14 protein-coding genes are annotated in these 16,188 nt (G+C 61.9%); 7 read left to right on the top strand and 7 right to left on the bottom strand.

What is annotated here, in order from left to right:
* The first annotated feature begins 3 nt into the window (after positions 1-3).
* Together atpD and QA637_RS15435 are read left to right on the top strand one after the other, a co-directional pair.
* Positions 4-1,518, top strand: a complete 1,515-nt coding sequence (atpD, locus tag QA637_RS15440; RefSeq protein ID WP_283062182.1) for a F0F1 ATP synthase subunit beta — start codon at positions 4-6, stop codon at positions 1,516-1,518.
* Between the two features lie 120 nt (positions 1,519-1,638).
* The gene (locus QA637_RS15435) at positions 1,639-2,043 is read left to right on the top strand and encodes a F0F1 ATP synthase subunit epsilon (RefSeq protein WP_283062180.1); all 405 of its coding nucleotides are present in this window, start codon (positions 1,639-1,641) and stop codon (positions 2,041-2,043) included.
* Between the two features lie 537 nt (positions 2,044-2,580).
* On the opposite strand, the gene QA637_RS15430 is transcribed toward QA637_RS15435, so the two are convergent.
* Positions 2,581-3,684 (bottom strand): saccharopine dehydrogenase family protein, encoded by a 1,104-nt coding sequence (locus QA637_RS15430; RefSeq protein WP_283062178.1) that lies wholly within the window; start codon positions 3,682-3,684, stop codon positions 2,581-2,583.
* Positions 3,685-3,807: 123 nt separating this feature from the next.
* On the opposite strand from QA637_RS15430, the gene QA637_RS15425 reads away from it, so the two are divergent.
* The gene (locus QA637_RS15425) at positions 3,808-4,239 is read left to right on the top strand and encodes an Lrp/AsnC family transcriptional regulator (RefSeq protein ID WP_283062176.1); all 432 of its coding nucleotides are present in this window, start codon (positions 3,808-3,810) and stop codon (positions 4,237-4,239) included.
* Positions 4,240-4,251: 12 nt separating this feature from the next.
* Here QA637_RS15425 and QA637_RS15420 read toward each other — a convergent pair whose 3' ends face one another.
* Both QA637_RS15420 and QA637_RS15415 read right to left on the bottom strand, forming a co-directional pair.
* On the bottom strand, positions 4,252-5,139 hold the full coding sequence (locus tag QA637_RS15420) for a DUF6030 family protein (RefSeq protein ID WP_283062174.1): 888 nt from the start codon (positions 5,137-5,139) through the stop codon (positions 4,252-4,254).
* A 119-nt stretch (positions 5,140-5,258) separates the two neighbouring features.
* Positions 5,259-6,158, bottom strand: coding sequence for a LysR substrate-binding domain-containing protein (locus tag QA637_RS15415; RefSeq protein ID WP_428843133.1), 900 nt, complete (start codon positions 6,156-6,158; stop codon positions 5,259-5,261).
* Between the two features lie 217 nt (positions 6,159-6,375).
* Here QA637_RS15415 and QA637_RS15410 point away from each other — a divergent pair, with 217 nt between their 5' ends.
* From QA637_RS15410 to QA637_RS15395, 4 genes are all read left to right on the top strand, one after another.
* Positions 6,376-7,518 carry an iron-containing alcohol dehydrogenase gene (locus QA637_RS15410; protein ID WP_283062171.1) on the top strand — a complete coding sequence of 381 codons (1,143 nt, stop codon included), beginning with the start codon at positions 6,376-6,378 and terminating at the stop codon, positions 7,516-7,518.
* Between the two features lies 1 nt (position 7,519).
* Positions 7,520-9,019: an aldehyde dehydrogenase gene (locus QA637_RS15405; RefSeq protein WP_283062169.1), complete on the top strand. Its 1,500-nt coding sequence runs from the start codon at positions 7,520-7,522 to the stop codon at positions 9,017-9,019.
* A gap of 45 nt (positions 9,020-9,064) precedes the next feature.
* Positions 9,065-10,189 (top strand): mandelate racemase/muconate lactonizing enzyme family protein, encoded by a 1,125-nt coding sequence (locus QA637_RS15400; RefSeq protein ID WP_283062168.1) that lies wholly within the window; start codon positions 9,065-9,067, stop codon positions 10,187-10,189.
* 301 nt (positions 10,190-10,490) lie between these two features.
* Positions 10,491-12,506, top strand: a complete 2,016-nt coding sequence (locus QA637_RS15395; RefSeq protein WP_283062167.1) for an acyltransferase family protein — start codon at positions 10,491-10,493, stop codon at positions 12,504-12,506.
* Between the two features lie 35 nt (positions 12,507-12,541).
* Here QA637_RS15395 and QA637_RS15390 read toward each other — a convergent pair whose 3' ends face one another.
* The 4 genes from QA637_RS15390 to QA637_RS15375 are packed head-to-tail and all read right to left on the bottom strand — an operon-like array spanning position 12,542 to position 16,078.
* The gene (locus tag QA637_RS15390) at positions 12,542-13,393 is read right to left on the bottom strand and encodes a metal ABC transporter permease (RefSeq protein ID WP_283062166.1); all 852 of its coding nucleotides are present in this window, start codon (positions 13,391-13,393) and stop codon (positions 12,542-12,544) included.
* Complete coding sequence (locus QA637_RS15385) at positions 13,390-14,250, bottom strand: metal ABC transporter permease (RefSeq protein WP_283062164.1); 861 nt, start codon at positions 14,248-14,250, stop codon at positions 13,390-13,392. The genes QA637_RS15390 and QA637_RS15385 overlap by 4 nt, the downstream gene beginning before the upstream one ends.
* Positions 14,247-15,176, bottom strand: coding sequence for a manganese/iron ABC transporter ATP-binding protein (locus tag QA637_RS15380; protein ID WP_153436671.1), 930 nt, complete (start codon positions 15,174-15,176; stop codon positions 14,247-14,249). Before QA637_RS15380 ends, QA637_RS15385 begins: the two co-directional genes overlap by 4 nt.
* Positions 15,173-16,078, bottom strand: coding sequence for a metal ABC transporter substrate-binding protein (locus QA637_RS15375; RefSeq protein ID WP_153436670.1), 906 nt, complete (start codon positions 16,076-16,078; stop codon positions 15,173-15,175). The genes QA637_RS15380 and QA637_RS15375 overlap by 4 nt, the downstream gene beginning before the upstream one ends.
* Between the last annotated feature and the right edge of the window lie 110 nt (positions 16,079-16,188).

The raw sequence follows: 16,188 nt of genomic DNA, 5'->3' as shown, positions 1-16,188 counted from the left end.
ATTATGGCTAAGGCAGCTACCCCGAAAGAAACCGCAGCGGCGAAGAAGCCCGCTGCTCCGCGTAAGGCAGCTTCCGCCAAGACAGTCGTTACGGCTACCGGCGCTGTCGGTCGCGTCACGCAGGTTATCGGCGCCGTTGTCGACGTCACTTTCGAGGAAGGTCAACTCCCGCAGATCCTGAACGCGCTCGAAACCGACAACAAGGGCAACCGCCTTGTTCTCGAAGTCGCGCAGCATCTCGGCGAAAACTCCGTCCGCACGATCGCCATGGACTCGACCGAAGGCGTGGTTCGCGGCCAGTCGGTCACCGACACCGGCGGCCCGATCTCGGTTCCGGTCGGAAAGGAAACGCTCGGCCGCATCATGAACGTCATCGGCGAGCCCGTCGATGAAGCCGGCCCGCTGGAAACCTCGGCACGCCGCGCGATCCACCAGGACGCACCGGCCTATGTCGAGCAGTCGACGGAAGCACAGATCCTCGTCACCGGCATCAAGGTCGTCGACCTGCTCGCTCCCTATGCGAAGGGCGGCAAGATCGGCCTCTTCGGTGGTGCAGGCGTCGGCAAGACCGTTCTGATCATGGAACTGATCAACAACGTCGCCAAGGCGCACGGTGGTTACTCGGTCTTCGCAGGCGTCGGTGAACGTACCCGCGAAGGCAACGACCTCTATCACGAAATGATCGAGTCGGGCGTGAACAAGCACGGCGGCGGCGAAGGCTCCAAGGCTGCTCTCGTTTACGGCCAGATGAACGAACCGCCGGGCGCACGCGCTCGCGTCGCGCTCACCGGCCTGACGGTCGCCGAACAGTTCCGCGACGAAGGCCAGGACGTTCTCTTCTTCGTCGACAACATCTTCCGCTTCACCCAGGCGGGTTCGGAAGTGTCGGCTCTGCTCGGCCGTATTCCTTCGGCCGTGGGTTATCAGCCGACGCTCGCAACCGACATGGGCGCGATGCAGGAACGCATCACCACGACGACCAAGGGCTCGATCACCTCGGTTCAGGCCATCTACGTTCCGGCTGACGACTTGACCGACCCGGCGCCGGCAACCTCGTTCGCGCACCTTGATGCGACGACCGTTCTGTCGCGCTCGATCGCCGAAAAGGGCATCTACCCGGCCGTGGACCCGCTCGACTCGACCTCGCGCATGCTGGATCCGATGATCGTCGGCGAAGAGCACTACGAAGTGTCGCGCAAGGTGCAGTCGACCCTGCAGCGCTACAAGGCACTCCAGGACATCATCGCCATCCTCGGCATGGACGAGCTTTCCGAAGAGGACAAGCTGGCCGTTGCCCGCGCCCGCAAGATCGAGCGCTTCCTGTCGCAGCCGTTCTTCGTCGCCGAAGTCTTCACCGGTTCGCCGGGCAAGCTGGTTGCGCTCGAAGACACGATCAAAGGCTTCAAGGGCCTCGTCAACGGCGAATACGACCATCTGCCGGAAGCTGCCTTCTACATGGTCGGTTCGATCGACGAAGCGATCGAAAAGGCCAAAAAGCTGGCTGCCGAAGCCGCTTAATCAGCATCGTGAACCGTGGCGTGAACACTTCACGCCACGGTTTTCATTCTGCCGCGACAAGCGGCAGAGAACATGCCACAGCCGCTGCCAACGAGCGGCGCGCACGAGAAGTGAATGGTCATGGCCGACAGTTTCAATTTTGAGCTTGTTTCCCCCGAGCGCCTGCTGCTTTCGGAAAAGGTGACGGAGGTCGTCATTCCGGCAACCGAGGGCGAGATGACCGTGATGGCCAATCACGCGCCGACGATGACGACCGTCAAGCCGGGCGTGGTTACCGTGAAGACGGCTGACGGCAAGACCGAGCGTTTTGCGGTTTTCGGCGGCTTTGCCGATATCCTGCCGACCGGTTGCACGCTGCTCGCCGAGTCCGCCGTCCACGTCGATGAGCTCGACCGTACGGTTCTGGAAAACCGCATCGACGCCGTTCGCGCCGAATTGGAAGGCGCGGGCGACGAGAAGAAGACGCGCCTCGAGCAATTCATCGCCGAACTGACGAAGCTCGGGGAGATCGTCATCCCGGCCTGAAAGGGACATCCCGATAAGGGATAATGCCTATCGAACCCCGCCTCGAGCGGGGTTTTTCGTGTTCAGCGCAAGCGCCTCCGCATTCGCGAGGGCGACGTTGGCGAAGGCCGGTCGAGCGAGCGGGCGCGACTGCAGCGATTCGACCAATTTGCCCCTCACCCTGACCCTCTCCCCGCAAGCGGGGCGAGGGAACGCCGTCGCGGCTCTCCGCGCTCCGTCACCATCGACCTCTCTTCGCTACGGGCGGAGAAGGGCGATCGAAGCGGTGCCGCGAGTCTCCTTCGCCCCGCTTGCGGGGAGAAGGTGGCCGGCAGGCCGGATGAGGGGATGCGAGACGGGATGACCCTTGAACGCAAAAATGCCCGGACCTTGCCCGGGCATTTCTCGTGTCTCATTTCGTCGGCGCGTTGGGAACGCCCCTCTACAGCGCCGCGCGGCTTATGAGACGCGCGAAGGACGCTGTCGCACTTTGAATTGCTGCATGTTTTTATCCTTAAATCGGCTACGATTAAGGAAACATGCAGCAGGAGCAGCGCTTCAGCTCGCCGCGCGTTCCGTCTCGTGCTTCTGCGCGTAGTAATGACCGAAGCGGTTGGCGAGGAAGGTGTCGAGCGCGATGTCTTCCTGGCGGACGAAGCCCTTCGTCGCGATCTTGCATTCGGCGAGCAGGTCGAGGACGGCGCAGATGCTGCCGGCCGTGGTGATCTGGATGCCGCTCTGCATGCGTCCGGCGACAACACCGCTATAGACCTTGTTGGCGTAGGTTTCCTGAACCAGGCGGCCTTCGCGGAAGCCGGAGACGGTGACGAAGATGACGACGACGTCCTGCGTCGTGGTCGGCAGGGCATTCTCCAGAATGTCCTTCAGCACCTCGCGGCGATGGCGCAGGCCGAGGTCGTTCAGGAGCGCCTTGAAGATGGCGGCGTGACCCGGATAGCGAATCGTCTTGTAGTTCAGCGTGCGGACCTTGCCCTTCAAGGTTTCGCAAAGCGTACCAAGGCCGCCGGAGGTGTTGAAGGCCTCGTAGGTAACGCCGTCGAGCGAGAATTCCTCGCGCTCTTCCATCGCCGGAACTTCGATCAGCGAGCCTTCGACGATCGCTTCGCAGGGTTCGATATATTCGTTGATGACGCCGTCCGTGCTCCAGGTCAGGTTGTAGTTGAGAGCGTTGGACGGATATTGCGGCAGCGCGCCGACGCGCATGCGCACGCTTTCCAGCGTCTCGAAGCGCTTCGCCAGATCGTTGGCGACGATCGAGATGAAGCCCGGCGCAAGGCCGCACTGCGGAATGAAGGCGGTCTGCGCTTCTGCCGCGATCGCCTTGACCTGGCGGGTCGATTCGACGTCCTCGGTCAGGTCGAGATAATGGATCTCGGCTTCGGCGGCGGCTTCGGCAATGGCGACTGTCAGGTGGAACGGTGCGGCACTCAATACGGCGAACTTGCCGGTCAGCAGGCCGACGAGAGCCTTCCTGTCGGCGATGTCGATGGTCGCGGTCGAGATGGCGTCGTGCTTCTCGACCTGTTGCAACTGCTCGGCGCTGCGGTCGGCAACACAGACGCGATAGTCGCCGGTATGCGCCAGCATGCGCGCGATGGTGGACCCGATCTTGCCGGCGCCGATGACAACGATGTCTTTCATTCTTTTCCCCAGGGTATGAGTTGCTTCCTATTCTATTCTCCCGCGATCGCTTGTTGATTTGAAGCGTCGATGCGGCTAAATCGCCGGTCAATATTCGGCAATTCGCCAAAATGGATCGACGATATGCAAGTGACCGACAAGGACCGTGAGCTCCTCGCCATCCTGAGCGAGAATGCGCGCATGCCAACGGCGACGATTGCGCGCCGTCTCGGTCTTTCACGCACGACGGTGCAGGCGCGAATCGATCGGCTGGAGCGCGAGGGCCTCATTGCCGGCTACGGCGTGCGGCTTTCGGAAAGTTACGAGAAGGGTTTGGTGAAGGCGCATGTGCTGATCACCATCGCGCCGCGGGCGCTGAGCCGCGTCACGCCCGAGCTTAGCGCCATCCGGGAGATCCGCACGCTCCATTCCGTCAGCGGCAGTTTCGATCTCATCGCGGTGGTGGCTGCGGCTTCGATCAGCGAACTCGACCTGCTGATCGATCGCATCGGCGAAATCGACGGGGTCGAAAAGACGCTGTCGTCGATCATTCTCTCGACCCGCATCGACCGTTGAGCGTTAGCGGTTTCAGCGGACTGATTGCTCAGGCGTCGATGGCGAGGCGCTGCTTTTCTCAGGCACGGCGTTCGGCGCGTTCCAAGCCGCCGGACCGCGCACGAAGGAGACAGCCGAGCCGTCGCCGGGAGTGAGCCACTTGCCGCGATCGAAAAAGACTTCGGCGATGCTTTTCGGCCGTGATCGCGCCGCCTGGTTGGCGAGGAAATTGTAGCGGGGCACGTCGCCCGCTTCCTGCTTGAACTGGATGCGGCTGCCGAAGCGTTTGAGGTCGAATTCCTTGAGTGCCTGGATCTGCAAGGCGATGCTTTCGCCATCCGCCCAGCGGACCTGCGTCAGGAATACCGAGGCGGCTTTGGCGGCGGCGCTGGTGACGGCCTGCGCGTCCTCGTGCCGTTCGATGTTCAGCTTCACGCGGAACGACGTGATTTCGTCTTCGCCGCTGCCTTTGACGAAAATGAAGATCGACGAGGGATTGTCTTCGCCGGGCCGGGTAAGGGGGACGAGCGACGAGCATTCCCAGCGGCCACTCTCGGCGGATTTCCATTCGAGTTCGCGAAATCCCGCGTCGCGCAAGCCTTCACAGAGCGCGCGCGGATCGCTGCGGATTGCGCGCAGAAACTGCTGCTCCGGTGTGTGCAGATCCTCAAAGGTCCGGGCCGGCAGCAGCATGCGCGGCGCCTCCGTTTTCCTGGGGGCCTCGCGTGCCGGCGTGGTTTGCTTCGTCTCCTGCTTCGCCGTCTCCAAGAATGTGGTTGGCAGCCCGGCGGCCGCAAGCAGTTGTTTCAGGTTGCGGTGCTCATTGGCAAGGAGAACGGTTGCGAGGATCGCCGTGAAGACGAGCCCCACGGCGAGGAAGAAGAAGGCGATGCCGGAACGGCCTTTCTGCTTCTTCTCCATCGGGCGTCAGCGCCTCGCCTCGAAGGGCGTCTGACCGACCCAAACTGAGTCCGCGGCAAGCATCTTAAAGCACGCAGCCAAAGTTCCGCTGCGCGGGCTATCCATGGGAGAGACGCTAGTCATGCCGGCCTGCTAAGTGCTGCGTGGAGGCGGAGGACTTCGTCCGTCGATGGCCGGTTGCGTGGCAGCCCGAGATAATAGCCATAGCCGGAGGCGAGACTGCGTTGGCCGAGCATCGCCAATCGGCCGTCGTTCAAATGTTCCCGCACCAGACCGAGGCTGCCGAGCGCCACGCCGTCGCCGCGCAGCGCCGCATCGATCGCCATCACATAGGTGGAAAAGGTGTATTTGGGGCGCGGCTTTACGCCATGCCGGGATGGCTCGATCCGCTCGAACCATTTCTGGAACGAGATCCAGTGGGCGTTGAAGCGGTCGTAGTCGATGAGATCGAGCGCTGCTATGGTGTCGGGCTGCAACTCGGCCGCCTGAAGACCCCGGGCGCCGAGATAGTCGGGCGAGGCGACCGGTGCCAGCTCTTCGGCCATCAACAGGGTCAGCGACCAGCGCGGATGGTCTCCGGTGGAATAGAGGATGACGAGGTCGTTATTCTCCGAGGCAAGCTCGGAGGGGCTGTCGGTCGTGAGGAGACGGATCGAAATACCGGGGTTCTCCTTCCCGAACTCACGCAGCCGCGTGCCGAGCCAGAGGTGCGAGACCGAGCCGCTGGCGGCGATGGAAATCGTTTGGCCGGAGGCACCGCGGAAAGGTTCGAGGCTTTCCTCGAGATAGTCGAGCGAGGCGCGTACCCGCTGGAAAAGCCGCTCGCCTTGCGGTGTCAGTTCCAGGTTCTTGCCGCGACGGTTGAAGAGACGGCTGCCCAGATGATCCTCAAGCGTCCTGATGCGACGGCTGACAGCCGCCTGGGTGATGTTGAGCTCGCGACCAGCGCGGGAAAAGTTCATGTGCCGGCTCGCGGCATCGAAGACGCGGAAGGCCTCCAGCGGAATGCGATCGAGCAGACGGTTTTCCATGACTTCAGGTTATCAAAAAGGCCGAAAATTCACCGGATTTGAAAATATCAGATCGTGTTGCAGGGTAAAGCCGCGACATACAGCGCCGCGCGTCTTATCAGACGCGCAAAGGACGCTGTAATACTTTGAATTGCTGCATGTTTTTATCCTTAAATCGGATACGATTTAAGGAAACATGCAGTAAGGTCAGCCGGGAGCACGACCCTTGCAGTTCTCCATGTCCTTCATTCCGGAAATCCGTTTCGGAGAGAATATTCATCAGACCCTTGGCCTCGCCGCAAGGACGCTTGGCGCGCAACGCGCGATCATCGTTATCGATATCTTTCTCGCGCAGTCCGGTTTGAGCGAAAGTGTCACGAATGCTCTTGAGCAGGAGGGCATCCGCACCCGCGTCCTCTCGGAATTCACCGGAGAGCCGAAGCTTGCCCATCTGCACGCGGCGCTTGAAACGGCGGCGGGTTGCGATCTTGTCGTCGGCATTGGCGGCGGGTCAGCGCTCGACATCGCCAAGATCGTCGCCTGTTGTGCGGCCTCGGACCGGGACCCGATGCACTATGCGCTCGGCGCCAATCCGTTGCCGAAAAACCCCTTGAAGAAAATCCTGGTGCCGACGACGGCCGGCACCGGGTCTGAGACCTCCGCTACCAACATCTTTTCAGGCCCCGAAGGCAAGAAGCTCTGGATCTGGGGGGCGGAGACAAAGGCCGATCTGGTGCTGCTCGATCCAGCACTGACCATGACCTTGCCCGCCAACTTCACCGCCTGGTGCGGGCTCGATGCGTTCGTCCACGCGTTCGAAGCGGCGACCAATCGCAACACGCACAGCGGCGCCCAGTTTTATGCGCATGAGGCATTGCGGCTCATCACAAGCGCGCTGGAGACGGCGGTGAAGGAGTCCGGCAATCTGGAAGCGCGCGGCAAGGTGCTGCTCGGTTCCTGCCTTGCCGGGGTTGCCATCGACAATTGCGGCACGGCGATCGCGCACAACATCAGCCATGCATTGGCCGGGCTCGCACCGGTGCACCACGGGCTTGCCACCGCGCTTGGCTTCGAGGCGACGATCGGCTGGCTTGTCGAGGCGGACACGGCCGATCTCGACCGCGCGGCAAGGGCTTGCGGCGTGGATAAGGCCGCCGATCTTCCCGCCTTCGTCTCCGAACTGATGGACCGCTGCGGCGTCGCGCGTGCTTTACCGAGGGCATTCGGCGCCTTCCGCGCCGACGACCTCGCCCGCGAAATGAAAGCTCCGGAAAACCAGCCCATGCGCCGGTCGACGATCCGCGACGTGACGGATGCCGATATCGATCGCTTTGCGGCGAAGTTGATGGCGCTGGCGAAAGGACAATGAGATGACGAAGGAATACACGCGCGCCTATTGGGAAAGCCTGCTTGCCGAACTGACGTTCAAGGGTCGGCATTTCATCGACGGCGCGCACCGGGCCTCCGTGTCCGGCGAGACGTTCACGCGCTTCCGGCCGATGGATGGAAGGCCGGGTCCGGAACTGGCACGCGGCAACTCCAAAGATATAGACGCGGCTGTGGCAGCAGCCCGGGCCGCCTTCGAGAGCGGCATCTGGCGCAAGAAGGAACCGCTGGAAAAGAAGAAGATCATGCTCCGATGGGCGGATCTCATCCGGCAGCACGGCGAGGAACTCGCTTTGCTGGACACGCTCGATGTCGGCAAGCCGATCATGGCGTCGCTCAACGTCGATGTCCGGCTCGCAGCCGAAGGCATCCAGTATTACGGCGAGATGATCGACAAGCTCTATGACGAGATCGCGCCGACCGGGCCGAACGCACGTGCCTTGGTGCGGAAAGTGCCGCTCGGCGTCATCGGTGCGATCACGCCGTGGAACTATCCGCTGATCATCGACGCCTGGAAGCTCGGCCCGGCGATCGCGGCCGGCAATTCGGTCGTGCTGAAGCCGGCCGAACAGTCTTCGCTCTCCGCCATCCGGCTCGCTGAACTCGCAGTGGAGGCGGGGCTTCCGGCTGGTGTGTTCAACGTCGTCACCGGATACGGCGAGGAGGCTGGTAAGCCGCTGGCGCTGCACATGGATGTCGACATGATCGCCTTTACCGGCTCGACCGAAGTCGGCAAGCTGATCATGGGCTATGCGGCGCAGTCGAACGTCAAGCGCGTGGCGCTGGAACTGGGCGGCAAGTCGCCGCTCGTGGTCTTCGACGACGCCGACCTCGATGCGGCGGCAAGTGCCGCCGCCTGGGGCTGCTTCTACAACTCCGGCGAAACCTGCCACGCATCGACGCGGCTGATCGTCCAGCGCTCGGTGCAGGAGATGCTGATCGAAAGGATCGAGGCGGTGACCAGGCGCGAGATCACGCTCGGCCATCCGCTCGATCCTTCGGCGCAGATCGGCGCCTTGATCGAGGAAGACCATATGAACAAGGTGCTTTCGATGATCGATGCCGGCGAAAAGGAAGGTGGGCGCCGTGCGTTTGGCGCCAAGCGCGTCATGGATGAAACCGGCGGCTATTATGTTTCGCCCGGCGTCTTCGTGGACGTCACCAACGACATGATGCTCGCGCGCCAGGAAATCTTCGGGCCGGTGCTCGCCGCCATTCCCTTCGACACGGAGGAGGAGGCGCTGAGGATCGCCAACGACACCATCTACGGGTTGGCGGGCGCGGTCTTTACCCGCGACATGGACCGGGCGCATCGCTTCTCCGAGGCGATCCATGCGGGCACGGTCTGGATCAATAGCTACGACATGTCGAACTTCGCGACACCGTTCGGCGGCTTCAAGCAATCCGGCTTCGGCCGCGACCGTTCAGTGCATGCGATCGACAAATATTGCGACTACAAGACCATCTGGCAGCAGTTCGGTTAGAGTCTCTGAGGGATGTGAAGAACAAAGAGGCGGATCGGAAGAGCCATGAGCAAGATCGTTTCCGTAGAGATCACCCATCACCGCCTGCCGCTCGACCCGCCGTTCAAGGCAAGCTGGGACGGGCGGCCGCGCAGACACTTCGATGCGACGATCGTCAGGGTGCGCGACGACGAGGGTCGCGAGGGGATCGGCTCCGGCGACCTCATGAAAGGCTTCGAGGGCCACGAAGACCTCTTCATCGGCGAGGATCCGCGCCATGTCGAGCGGCATTACGAGGTGCTGTCGCATATCAACTTCCACTATGGCCGCTGCTGGCCGATGGATCTGGCGCTCTGGGATCTGACCGGAAAAATCACAGGCGAGCCCGTGTGGCGGATGCTTGGCGGTCGGGCGGAAAGAGTTCGTCTCTATGCCTCCTCCGGCGTCCTCCGCGACGCCGGCGCGATGGCGGCGCAGGCCGAAAGCTATCTGGAGGAAGGCTTTCCGGCGATGAAGGTTCGCTTCACCGCGTCCGCCGGCGGCCGCGACGGCTGGCGGGAGGACGTGCGGGCGCTGGAGGCAATCCGCGCGCGGGTCGGCGACCGGCTGGAATTGATGGTCGATTGCAATCAGGGCTGGCGCATGCCTTGGGATACGATGCTTGCCTGGACCTTCAAGGATGCGCTTGCAGTTGCCGGGGAACTGGAGCGGCTCGGCGTCTACTGGATGGAGGAACCGCTGCATCGCTCCGACCGGAAAGGCATGAGACGATTAAGCGATGCGACGTCCGTCCGCATCGCCGGCGGAGAGATGACCCGCGAGCTTTACGAGTTCCGCGACATCATCGAGGAGCGGGCCTTTGACGTGATCCAGCCGGACGTGGCGCTGGTCGGCGGCATCACCGGCTGCCGCAGGCTCGCCTGGCAGGCGCGCGAGGCGGGCGTGATGTTCACGCCGCACTCCTGGACCAACGGCATCGGCGTGTTGGCAAACGCGCATCTGACGGCGGGCGTCGGCGATGCGCCCTGGCTCGAATATCCTTACGACAATCCGGAATGGAGCGAAATGCGCCGCGACTATCCGCTGGCAGTGCCGCTCCGACATCAGAAGGGCTGGCTCGAACTTGGCGAGGCGCCCGGCCTCGGTGTCGTTCTCGACGAGGGGCGGTTGAACGCGACCCGGATCGGCTGAGACATTAGTTGCACTGCGCTTTCGCTAATGCCAAATCTCATCCACGCCGGTCGTCTGGTGCGCATTGAGGTTGATTGACAGCGAGTTATCAACCTTTGTGACATTTAGCGCCGAAAGTGATCCGCCGTTTCCGGTCCTGGCATTGCTTTGTGCGCCATTTTAGACAGTTAATGCACAATCGACTAATTCGATCTCGAAAGTGACGCAGGTTGGCGATCGGATCAACAGACCTAATGCGTTTCGAGGCTCTATCGAGGCCGTCCGGGTCCCCCGACCTGCTTAGCGGGGCCGAACCAAAGTGATGGTCGAGCCGAATATTCGTGCTGTACCGCGGCGTGATGACATTCAGGGCCTGCGGGCTATCGGCGCACTTCTGGTCGCGATTTATCACATATGGATCGGTCGGGTTTCCGGTGGTGTCGATGTCTTTTTCATCGTCTCCGGGTATCTGCTTATTGGGTCGCTGGCGCGCCAGGCGGAAGCCGGGCACCACGTGGACCTCGTCCTCTTTGCCACCAAGTTGGCCCGTCGGCTTCTGCCCTCGTCCTTTCTGGTGGTTGCTGTGATCGCAATGTCGGCGCCGTTTTGGCTGCCGAGGATGCGATGGGAAGCCGGGATTCATCAGATTGCGGCGAGCTCGGCATATGTAGAGAATTGGTTCCTCGCGACTGCGGCGATCGACTATCTCGCACGAGACGAAGTGGGAAGCCCGGTCCAGCACTATTGGGCAATGTCCGCCCAGGTCCAATGCCTGCTGATCTTGGCAGCGGGTATTGCCATATTTGCCTTGATAAGGCGTCGGCCGTCGCGCACCGACCTGCTGGTGTTTCTCACAAGTGTATTTGCGCTGTCGTTGGCCTACTCGATCTATAGCACCTCCCGAAACCAGGCATTCGCCTACTACGACACCTTTGCACGTATCTGGGAATTTGCGCTTGGTGCAATCGCTCGCCTGCTGCTGCCCGGCATCATTTTGTCGCCAACGCTGCGGACCGTCGGCGGATGGGTTGGTTTGGCGGCTATTCTGAGCTGCGGCATCCTGCTTGAGGTTTCGACTGTTTTTCCCGGTTACGCGGCGCTCTGGCCGACACTCGCCGCCGCGGCGATCCTTGTTTGTGGCGATGGTCCGCCACTACGGTTCGGCGTCGCAAGGTTGCTGGCTGCGCGACCGCTTACGTGGCTTGGGGACATCTCTTATTGTCTGTATCTCTGGCACTGGCCAATCCTCGTCTTCTATCTCACCTACACGTATCAAACCTCGGCCGGTCCAATAGAGGGCTCGGTCGTCCTGCTCGTCTCGATCGTCCTCTCCTATCTCACGACGCGAATCGGGGAGGCGCGTTTTCCCCGACGGAAGAAGGATGACCGCCCCTTGCAAACGGCCTTCGGAGCGATCACCGCCCTTGCCGTAATCGCGGCGGGCCTGTTCGTCTGGAGAGTAGAGGCCGCCCAAAGCATGGCCGAGGAGCGACTGCGTGTCGTTGATCCCGAGCATTACCCCGGTGCGGCTATCAAGGGGCTCGCGGCGGGTTCGAGTGAGATCCCCGTCCATCCTGGACCAATGACCGCAAGGTGGGACGATGCCGACGTATATCGGGACGGTTGCCATCAGTCGCTGCTGGGCACCGCCTTGCTCAGTTGCAGTTATGGACCGAGAGACGCAAGCCACATTTTGGCGCTAGTCGGCGGTTCGCACAGCGTGCATTGGCTACCTGCCCTGCAGGGCGTGCTGCAGCGGTATCCAGAGTGGAAAATTGTCACCTACACCAAGAGCAGTTGCGTCCTGAGCTCGGAGGTGTCGTCCGACGTACCCGCCTATCGTGATGCTTGCACCAAGTGGAACGAACTGCTGATGGAAAGATTGCTGACCACAAGGCCGGATCTGATTTTCACCACATCCACGCGGGTAGTCGGTGGTGTCGAGGAGGTTCCGGCCGGTTATCAACGGCAATGGGAGAAACTGGCGGCGGCGGGAATTCCGATCGTGGCAATGCGCGACACGCCCTGGTTTGGCTTTGACGTTCCCGAGTGCGTGGAAATCAATGGCCGCTTCTCGCCGAAATGCACTGTAGAGCGGAATTCGGTGCTCGCTCCGATCAGCCCGACACGCGCGGTGTCCTTCAAGAAAAACCTGCATTTCCTGGACTTTTCCGATTATTTCTGCACCGCGGAAATCTGCCCTGCCGTCATCGGCAATGTGCAGGTCTATTATGACAAGCATCACGTAACAGCGACTTACATGCGCACGTTGAGCGAGGAGCTTGCTCGTCAGCTTGCGCCGCTATTATGCCACGCGGAACCTTTGGCGCGGAAATGAACGTCGCGAGCGCCTTGGCTCCAGTCATGAGAGCGCTAATCGTTTGAATTCAACGCGCTCGCCAGGCGTGCCGTCCTCCAGGTGGAATAGGCGAAGGCGGCGAGGAAGATCACCGTCATCAGCATCACGATGGTCGGGGCAGGGGCGCTGTCGATGAAGAAGGACAGGTAAACCCCGGCAAATGAGGCGACGACGGCGACAAGCACCGCGACGATCAGCATGCCGCCGAATGTGCGCGTCAACAGAAAGGCGATTGCCCCGGGTGCGATCAGCATCGCGATCGCGAGAATGAGGCCGACGGCCTTCAGCGCGCCGACGATCGTCAGCGACAGGATCGCAAGCAGCCCGTAGTGCAGCCATCCGACCGGCAGCCCGACAGCGCGCGCCTGGGCGGGATCGAACGCGTGCAGCAGCAGGTCGCGCCACTTGAGGCCGAGAACACCGGCAGCAACAAGCGCAATAATGCCCGTTTCCAGAATATCGCCCCAGCCGATGCCGAGCATGTCGCCGAAAAGAATGTGGTCGAGATGCACGTCGCTCTGGATTTTGGTGTAGAGCACCAGGCCGAATCCGAACATGCCGGAAAAGACGATGCCCATTACCGTGTCCTGCTTGATGCGGCTGTTTTCCTTGAGATAGCCGGTCAGGAGCGCACAGCACATGCCGGCAGCAAAGGCGCCGACGGCGAGCGGCAGGCCGACGATGTAGGAGATGACGACGCCGGGAAAAACAGCGTGTGAGATCGCATCGCCCATCAGCGACCAGCCCTTGAGGACGAGGAAGCAGGAGAGCATTGCCGTCGGGATCGCGACCAGCACCGAGATCAATAGCGCATTGCGCATGAACTCGAATTCGAAGACGGCGAGAAGCATGTCGAACGAGATCATCGTGCGGCCTCCAGGGCTTCGGAGCCGCGACGGCGGGCGGCGATCAGCCCATGCTTCGGGGCGAAGACGAAGGCGAGGAGGAAGATCAGCGTCTGCAGCACGATGATGATGCCGCCGGTCGCGCCATCGAGGAAATAGCTCGCATAGGCGCCGAAGAAGCTCGTAGCCGCGCCGATCGCGATGCTGATCGCAATCAGCTTCGGGAAACGATCGGTGAGCAGGTAGGCGGTCGCCCCGGGGGTTACAACCATGGCGATGACGAGAAAGGCGCCGACGGTCTGAAGGGCGGCGACGGTGGAGGCCGAGAGGAGCGTGAAGAACAGCACTTTCAGGAAGGTCGTCTTGATGCCGATTGAGCGGGCATGGCTCTCATCGAAGAAGGTGACCATCAGGTCCTTCCATTTCGCGAAGAGGATCGCCAGCGAGACGACGCCGATGATTGCGAGCTGCAGCGTGTCGGCCGGGGTGATGGCGAGGATGTTGCCGAGCACGATCGTCTGGATGTTCACCGAGGTCGGCGATAGCGACACCATGAAGAGGCCGAGGCCGAAGAAGGACGTGAAGATCAGCCCGATGATCGTGTCCTCCTTCAGCCGCGTGCGCTGGTTCAGGAACAGCATGGCGGCTGCGGCAAGGGCGCCAGAAAAGAAGGCGCCGAGCGAAAAAGGAAGCCCCAGCATATAGGCACCGGCGACCCCGGGCACGATCGAGTGGGAAAGCGCGTCGCCGATCAGCGACCAGCCCTTGAGCATGAGATAGGCCGAGAGGAAGGCGCAGACCGCACCGACCAGTGCGCTGACCCACATGGCATTCAGCATATAGCCGTATGTGAACGGCTCGACGAGGGTGGCGATCATTCGCTGTCCGCCTCGCTCTCGGGCTTTGCCGGCTGCGTCACCATGCGCCCCTGCGCGCCGTACATGACGAGCGGGCGCTCGTCGTCGCTGATGACGGCAAGCTGGCGTGGGTCGGCGTCGTCGTGCAGATGCTCGCCGCCGAGCACGAAGTGGCGCAGCACGCCGCCGAAGGCGAGTTCGAGGTTTTCGCGGGTGAACGTGGTTGCCGTCGGTCCGTAGGCGAGCACCGTGTTCTTCAGAAGCACGGTGCTGTCGCAGAACTCCGGCACGCTGCCGAGATTATGGGTGGAGACGAGCATCACGCGCCCCTCGTCGCGCAGGCCGATCAGCAGACGGATGATCGCATCCTCAGTCTTGACGTCGACACCGGTAAAGGGCTCGTCGAGCAGGATGACGCGGCCGTCCTGGGCGAGAGCGCGGGCGAGGAAGACGCGTTTCTTCTGGCCACCGGAAAGCTCGCCGATCTGGCGCTTGCGGAAATCGCTCATGCCGACACGCGCAAGTGCGGCCTCGACCGCGTCATGATCCGCTTTCTTCGGGATCCGAAGCATGTTCATGTGGCCGTATCGGCCCATCATCACCACGTCCTCGACGAGAACCGGGAAGTTCCAGTCGACCTCCTCGGCCTGGGGCACGTAGGCGACGAGGTTTCGCTTCAGCGCCGCCGATACGGGAAGCCCGAGGATCGAGATTTCGCCCTGCGCCAACCGGACGAAGCCCATGATTGCCTTGAACAGGGTCGACTTGCCGCTGCCGTTGACCCCGACGAGGGCTGCGATCGTGCCGGTCGGGATCCCGAAGGAAGCATCGCGAAGCGCCCGGTGACCGGTGCGATAGGTCACGGTGGCGCCGCGGACGCGGATGCCGCTGCCCTCGTCCGTTGGAGCTGGCGCCGGCCCGGCGCGTTCCTTTACCTCAAGTTTCATTGCGAAAGACCTTTCGCGATCGTTTCGGAGGTGACGCGCAGGAGATCAATGTAGGTCGGCACCGGGCCATCGGCCTCGCTCAAGGAATCGACGTAGAGCACACCGCCATATCTCGCGCCGGTTTCCCGCGCCACCTGTTCCGCCGGATCCGGCGAGATCGTGCTCTCGGAAAAGACCACCGGAATGTTGTTGGCACGGACCGCGTCGATCACCTTGCGCACCTGCTGCGGCGTGCCCTGCTGATCGGCATTGATCGGCCAGAGATAAAGTTCCTTCATGCCGAAGTCGCGGATCAGGTAGCTGAAGGCGCCCTCGCTCGAGACGAGCCAGCGCTTTTCCGCCGGGATCTTCTCGAGTTCGGCCCGGATCGGCGCGACAGCCGCCTCGATCTTCTGCTTATAGGCCTCGGCATTCGCCTTGTAGGTTTCGGCGTTCTGAGGGTCGAATTTCACGAAGGCGTCGCGGATGTTGTCGACATAAATCAGTGCTGCCGAGGGCGACATCCAGGCATGCGGATTCGGCTTGCCGGTATACGGACCCTCCGCGATCCCCATAGGCTCGACGCCTTCCGAGACGACGACGCCGGGAATGTCATCGAAGTTCTGGAAGAACTTTTCAAACCAGAGTTCCAGGTTCAGCCCGTTCCAGAGAATGAGCTTGGCGTCGTGCGCTTTCAGGATGTCGCGCGGCGTCGGCTGGTAGTTGTGGATCTCTGCGCCAGGCTTGGTGATCGATTCGACGATTGCCGCGTCGCCCGCGACATTCTGCGCCATGTCGGCAATGACCGTGAAGGTGGTGACAGCCTTGAATTTTTCCTGGGCCAGCGCCGCGCCGGGAATGAAGGAAAAGGCGGCCGCCGCCGCTGCTGCCGCCAATATCATGCGCCTCGTGCGATCGATCATCCATTACTCCTTAGAACCAGCGTCGATGTCATCCGACACTATGGGTAGGCGAATGACCTGCATAAGTCAATGCAAATGAGAACCATTTGCAACTAGCTATTTTCAAACAG

Source organism: Sinorhizobium terangae (assembly GCF_029714365.1).
GTDB lineage: Bacteria > Pseudomonadota > Alphaproteobacteria > Rhizobiales > Rhizobiaceae > Sinorhizobium > Sinorhizobium terangae.
Note: the sequence above shows the minus strand (reverse complement) of the source record. Positions and strands in the feature narration are given on the sequence as shown.

Bases quoted from the DNA above. Each gene is read 5' to 3' on its own strand.
- atpD (WP_283062182.1), top strand. From the start codon at position 4: ATGGCTAAGGCAGCTACCCCGAAAGAAACCGCAGCGGCGAAGAAGCCC.
- QA637_RS15435 (WP_283062180.1), top strand. From the start codon at position 1,639: ATGGCCGACAGTTTCAATTTTGAGCTTGTTTCCCCCGAGCGCCTGCTG.
- QA637_RS15430 (WP_283062178.1), bottom strand. From the start codon at position 3,684: ATGAAAGACATCGTTGTCATCGGCGCCGGCAAGATCGGGTCCACCATC.
- QA637_RS15425 (WP_283062176.1), top strand. From the start codon at position 3,808: ATGCAAGTGACCGACAAGGACCGTGAGCTCCTCGCCATCCTGAGCGAG.
- QA637_RS15420 (WP_283062174.1), bottom strand. From the start codon at position 5,139: ATGGAGAAGAAGCAGAAAGGCCGTTCCGGCATCGCCTTCTTCTTCCTC.
- QA637_RS15405 (WP_283062169.1), top strand. From the start codon at position 7,520: ATGACGAAGGAATACACGCGCGCCTATTGGGAAAGCCTGCTTGCCGAA.
- QA637_RS15400 (WP_283062168.1), top strand. From the start codon at position 9,065: ATGAGCAAGATCGTTTCCGTAGAGATCACCCATCACCGCCTGCCGCTC.
- QA637_RS15395 (WP_283062167.1), top strand. From the start codon at position 10,491: ATGGTCGAGCCGAATATTCGTGCTGTACCGCGGCGTGATGACATTCAG.
- QA637_RS15390 (WP_283062166.1), bottom strand. From the start codon at position 13,393: ATGATCTCGTTCGACATGCTTCTCGCCGTCTTCGAATTCGAGTTCATG.
- QA637_RS15385 (WP_283062164.1), bottom strand. From the start codon at position 14,250: ATGATCGCCACCCTCGTCGAGCCGTTCACATACGGCTATATGCTGAAT.
- QA637_RS15380 (WP_153436671.1), bottom strand. From the start codon at position 15,176: ATGAAACTTGAGGTAAAGGAACGCGCCGGGCCGGCGCCAGCTCCAACG.
- QA637_RS15375 (WP_153436670.1), bottom strand. From the start codon at position 16,078: ATGATCGATCGCACGAGGCGCATGATATTGGCGGCAGCAGCGGCGGCG.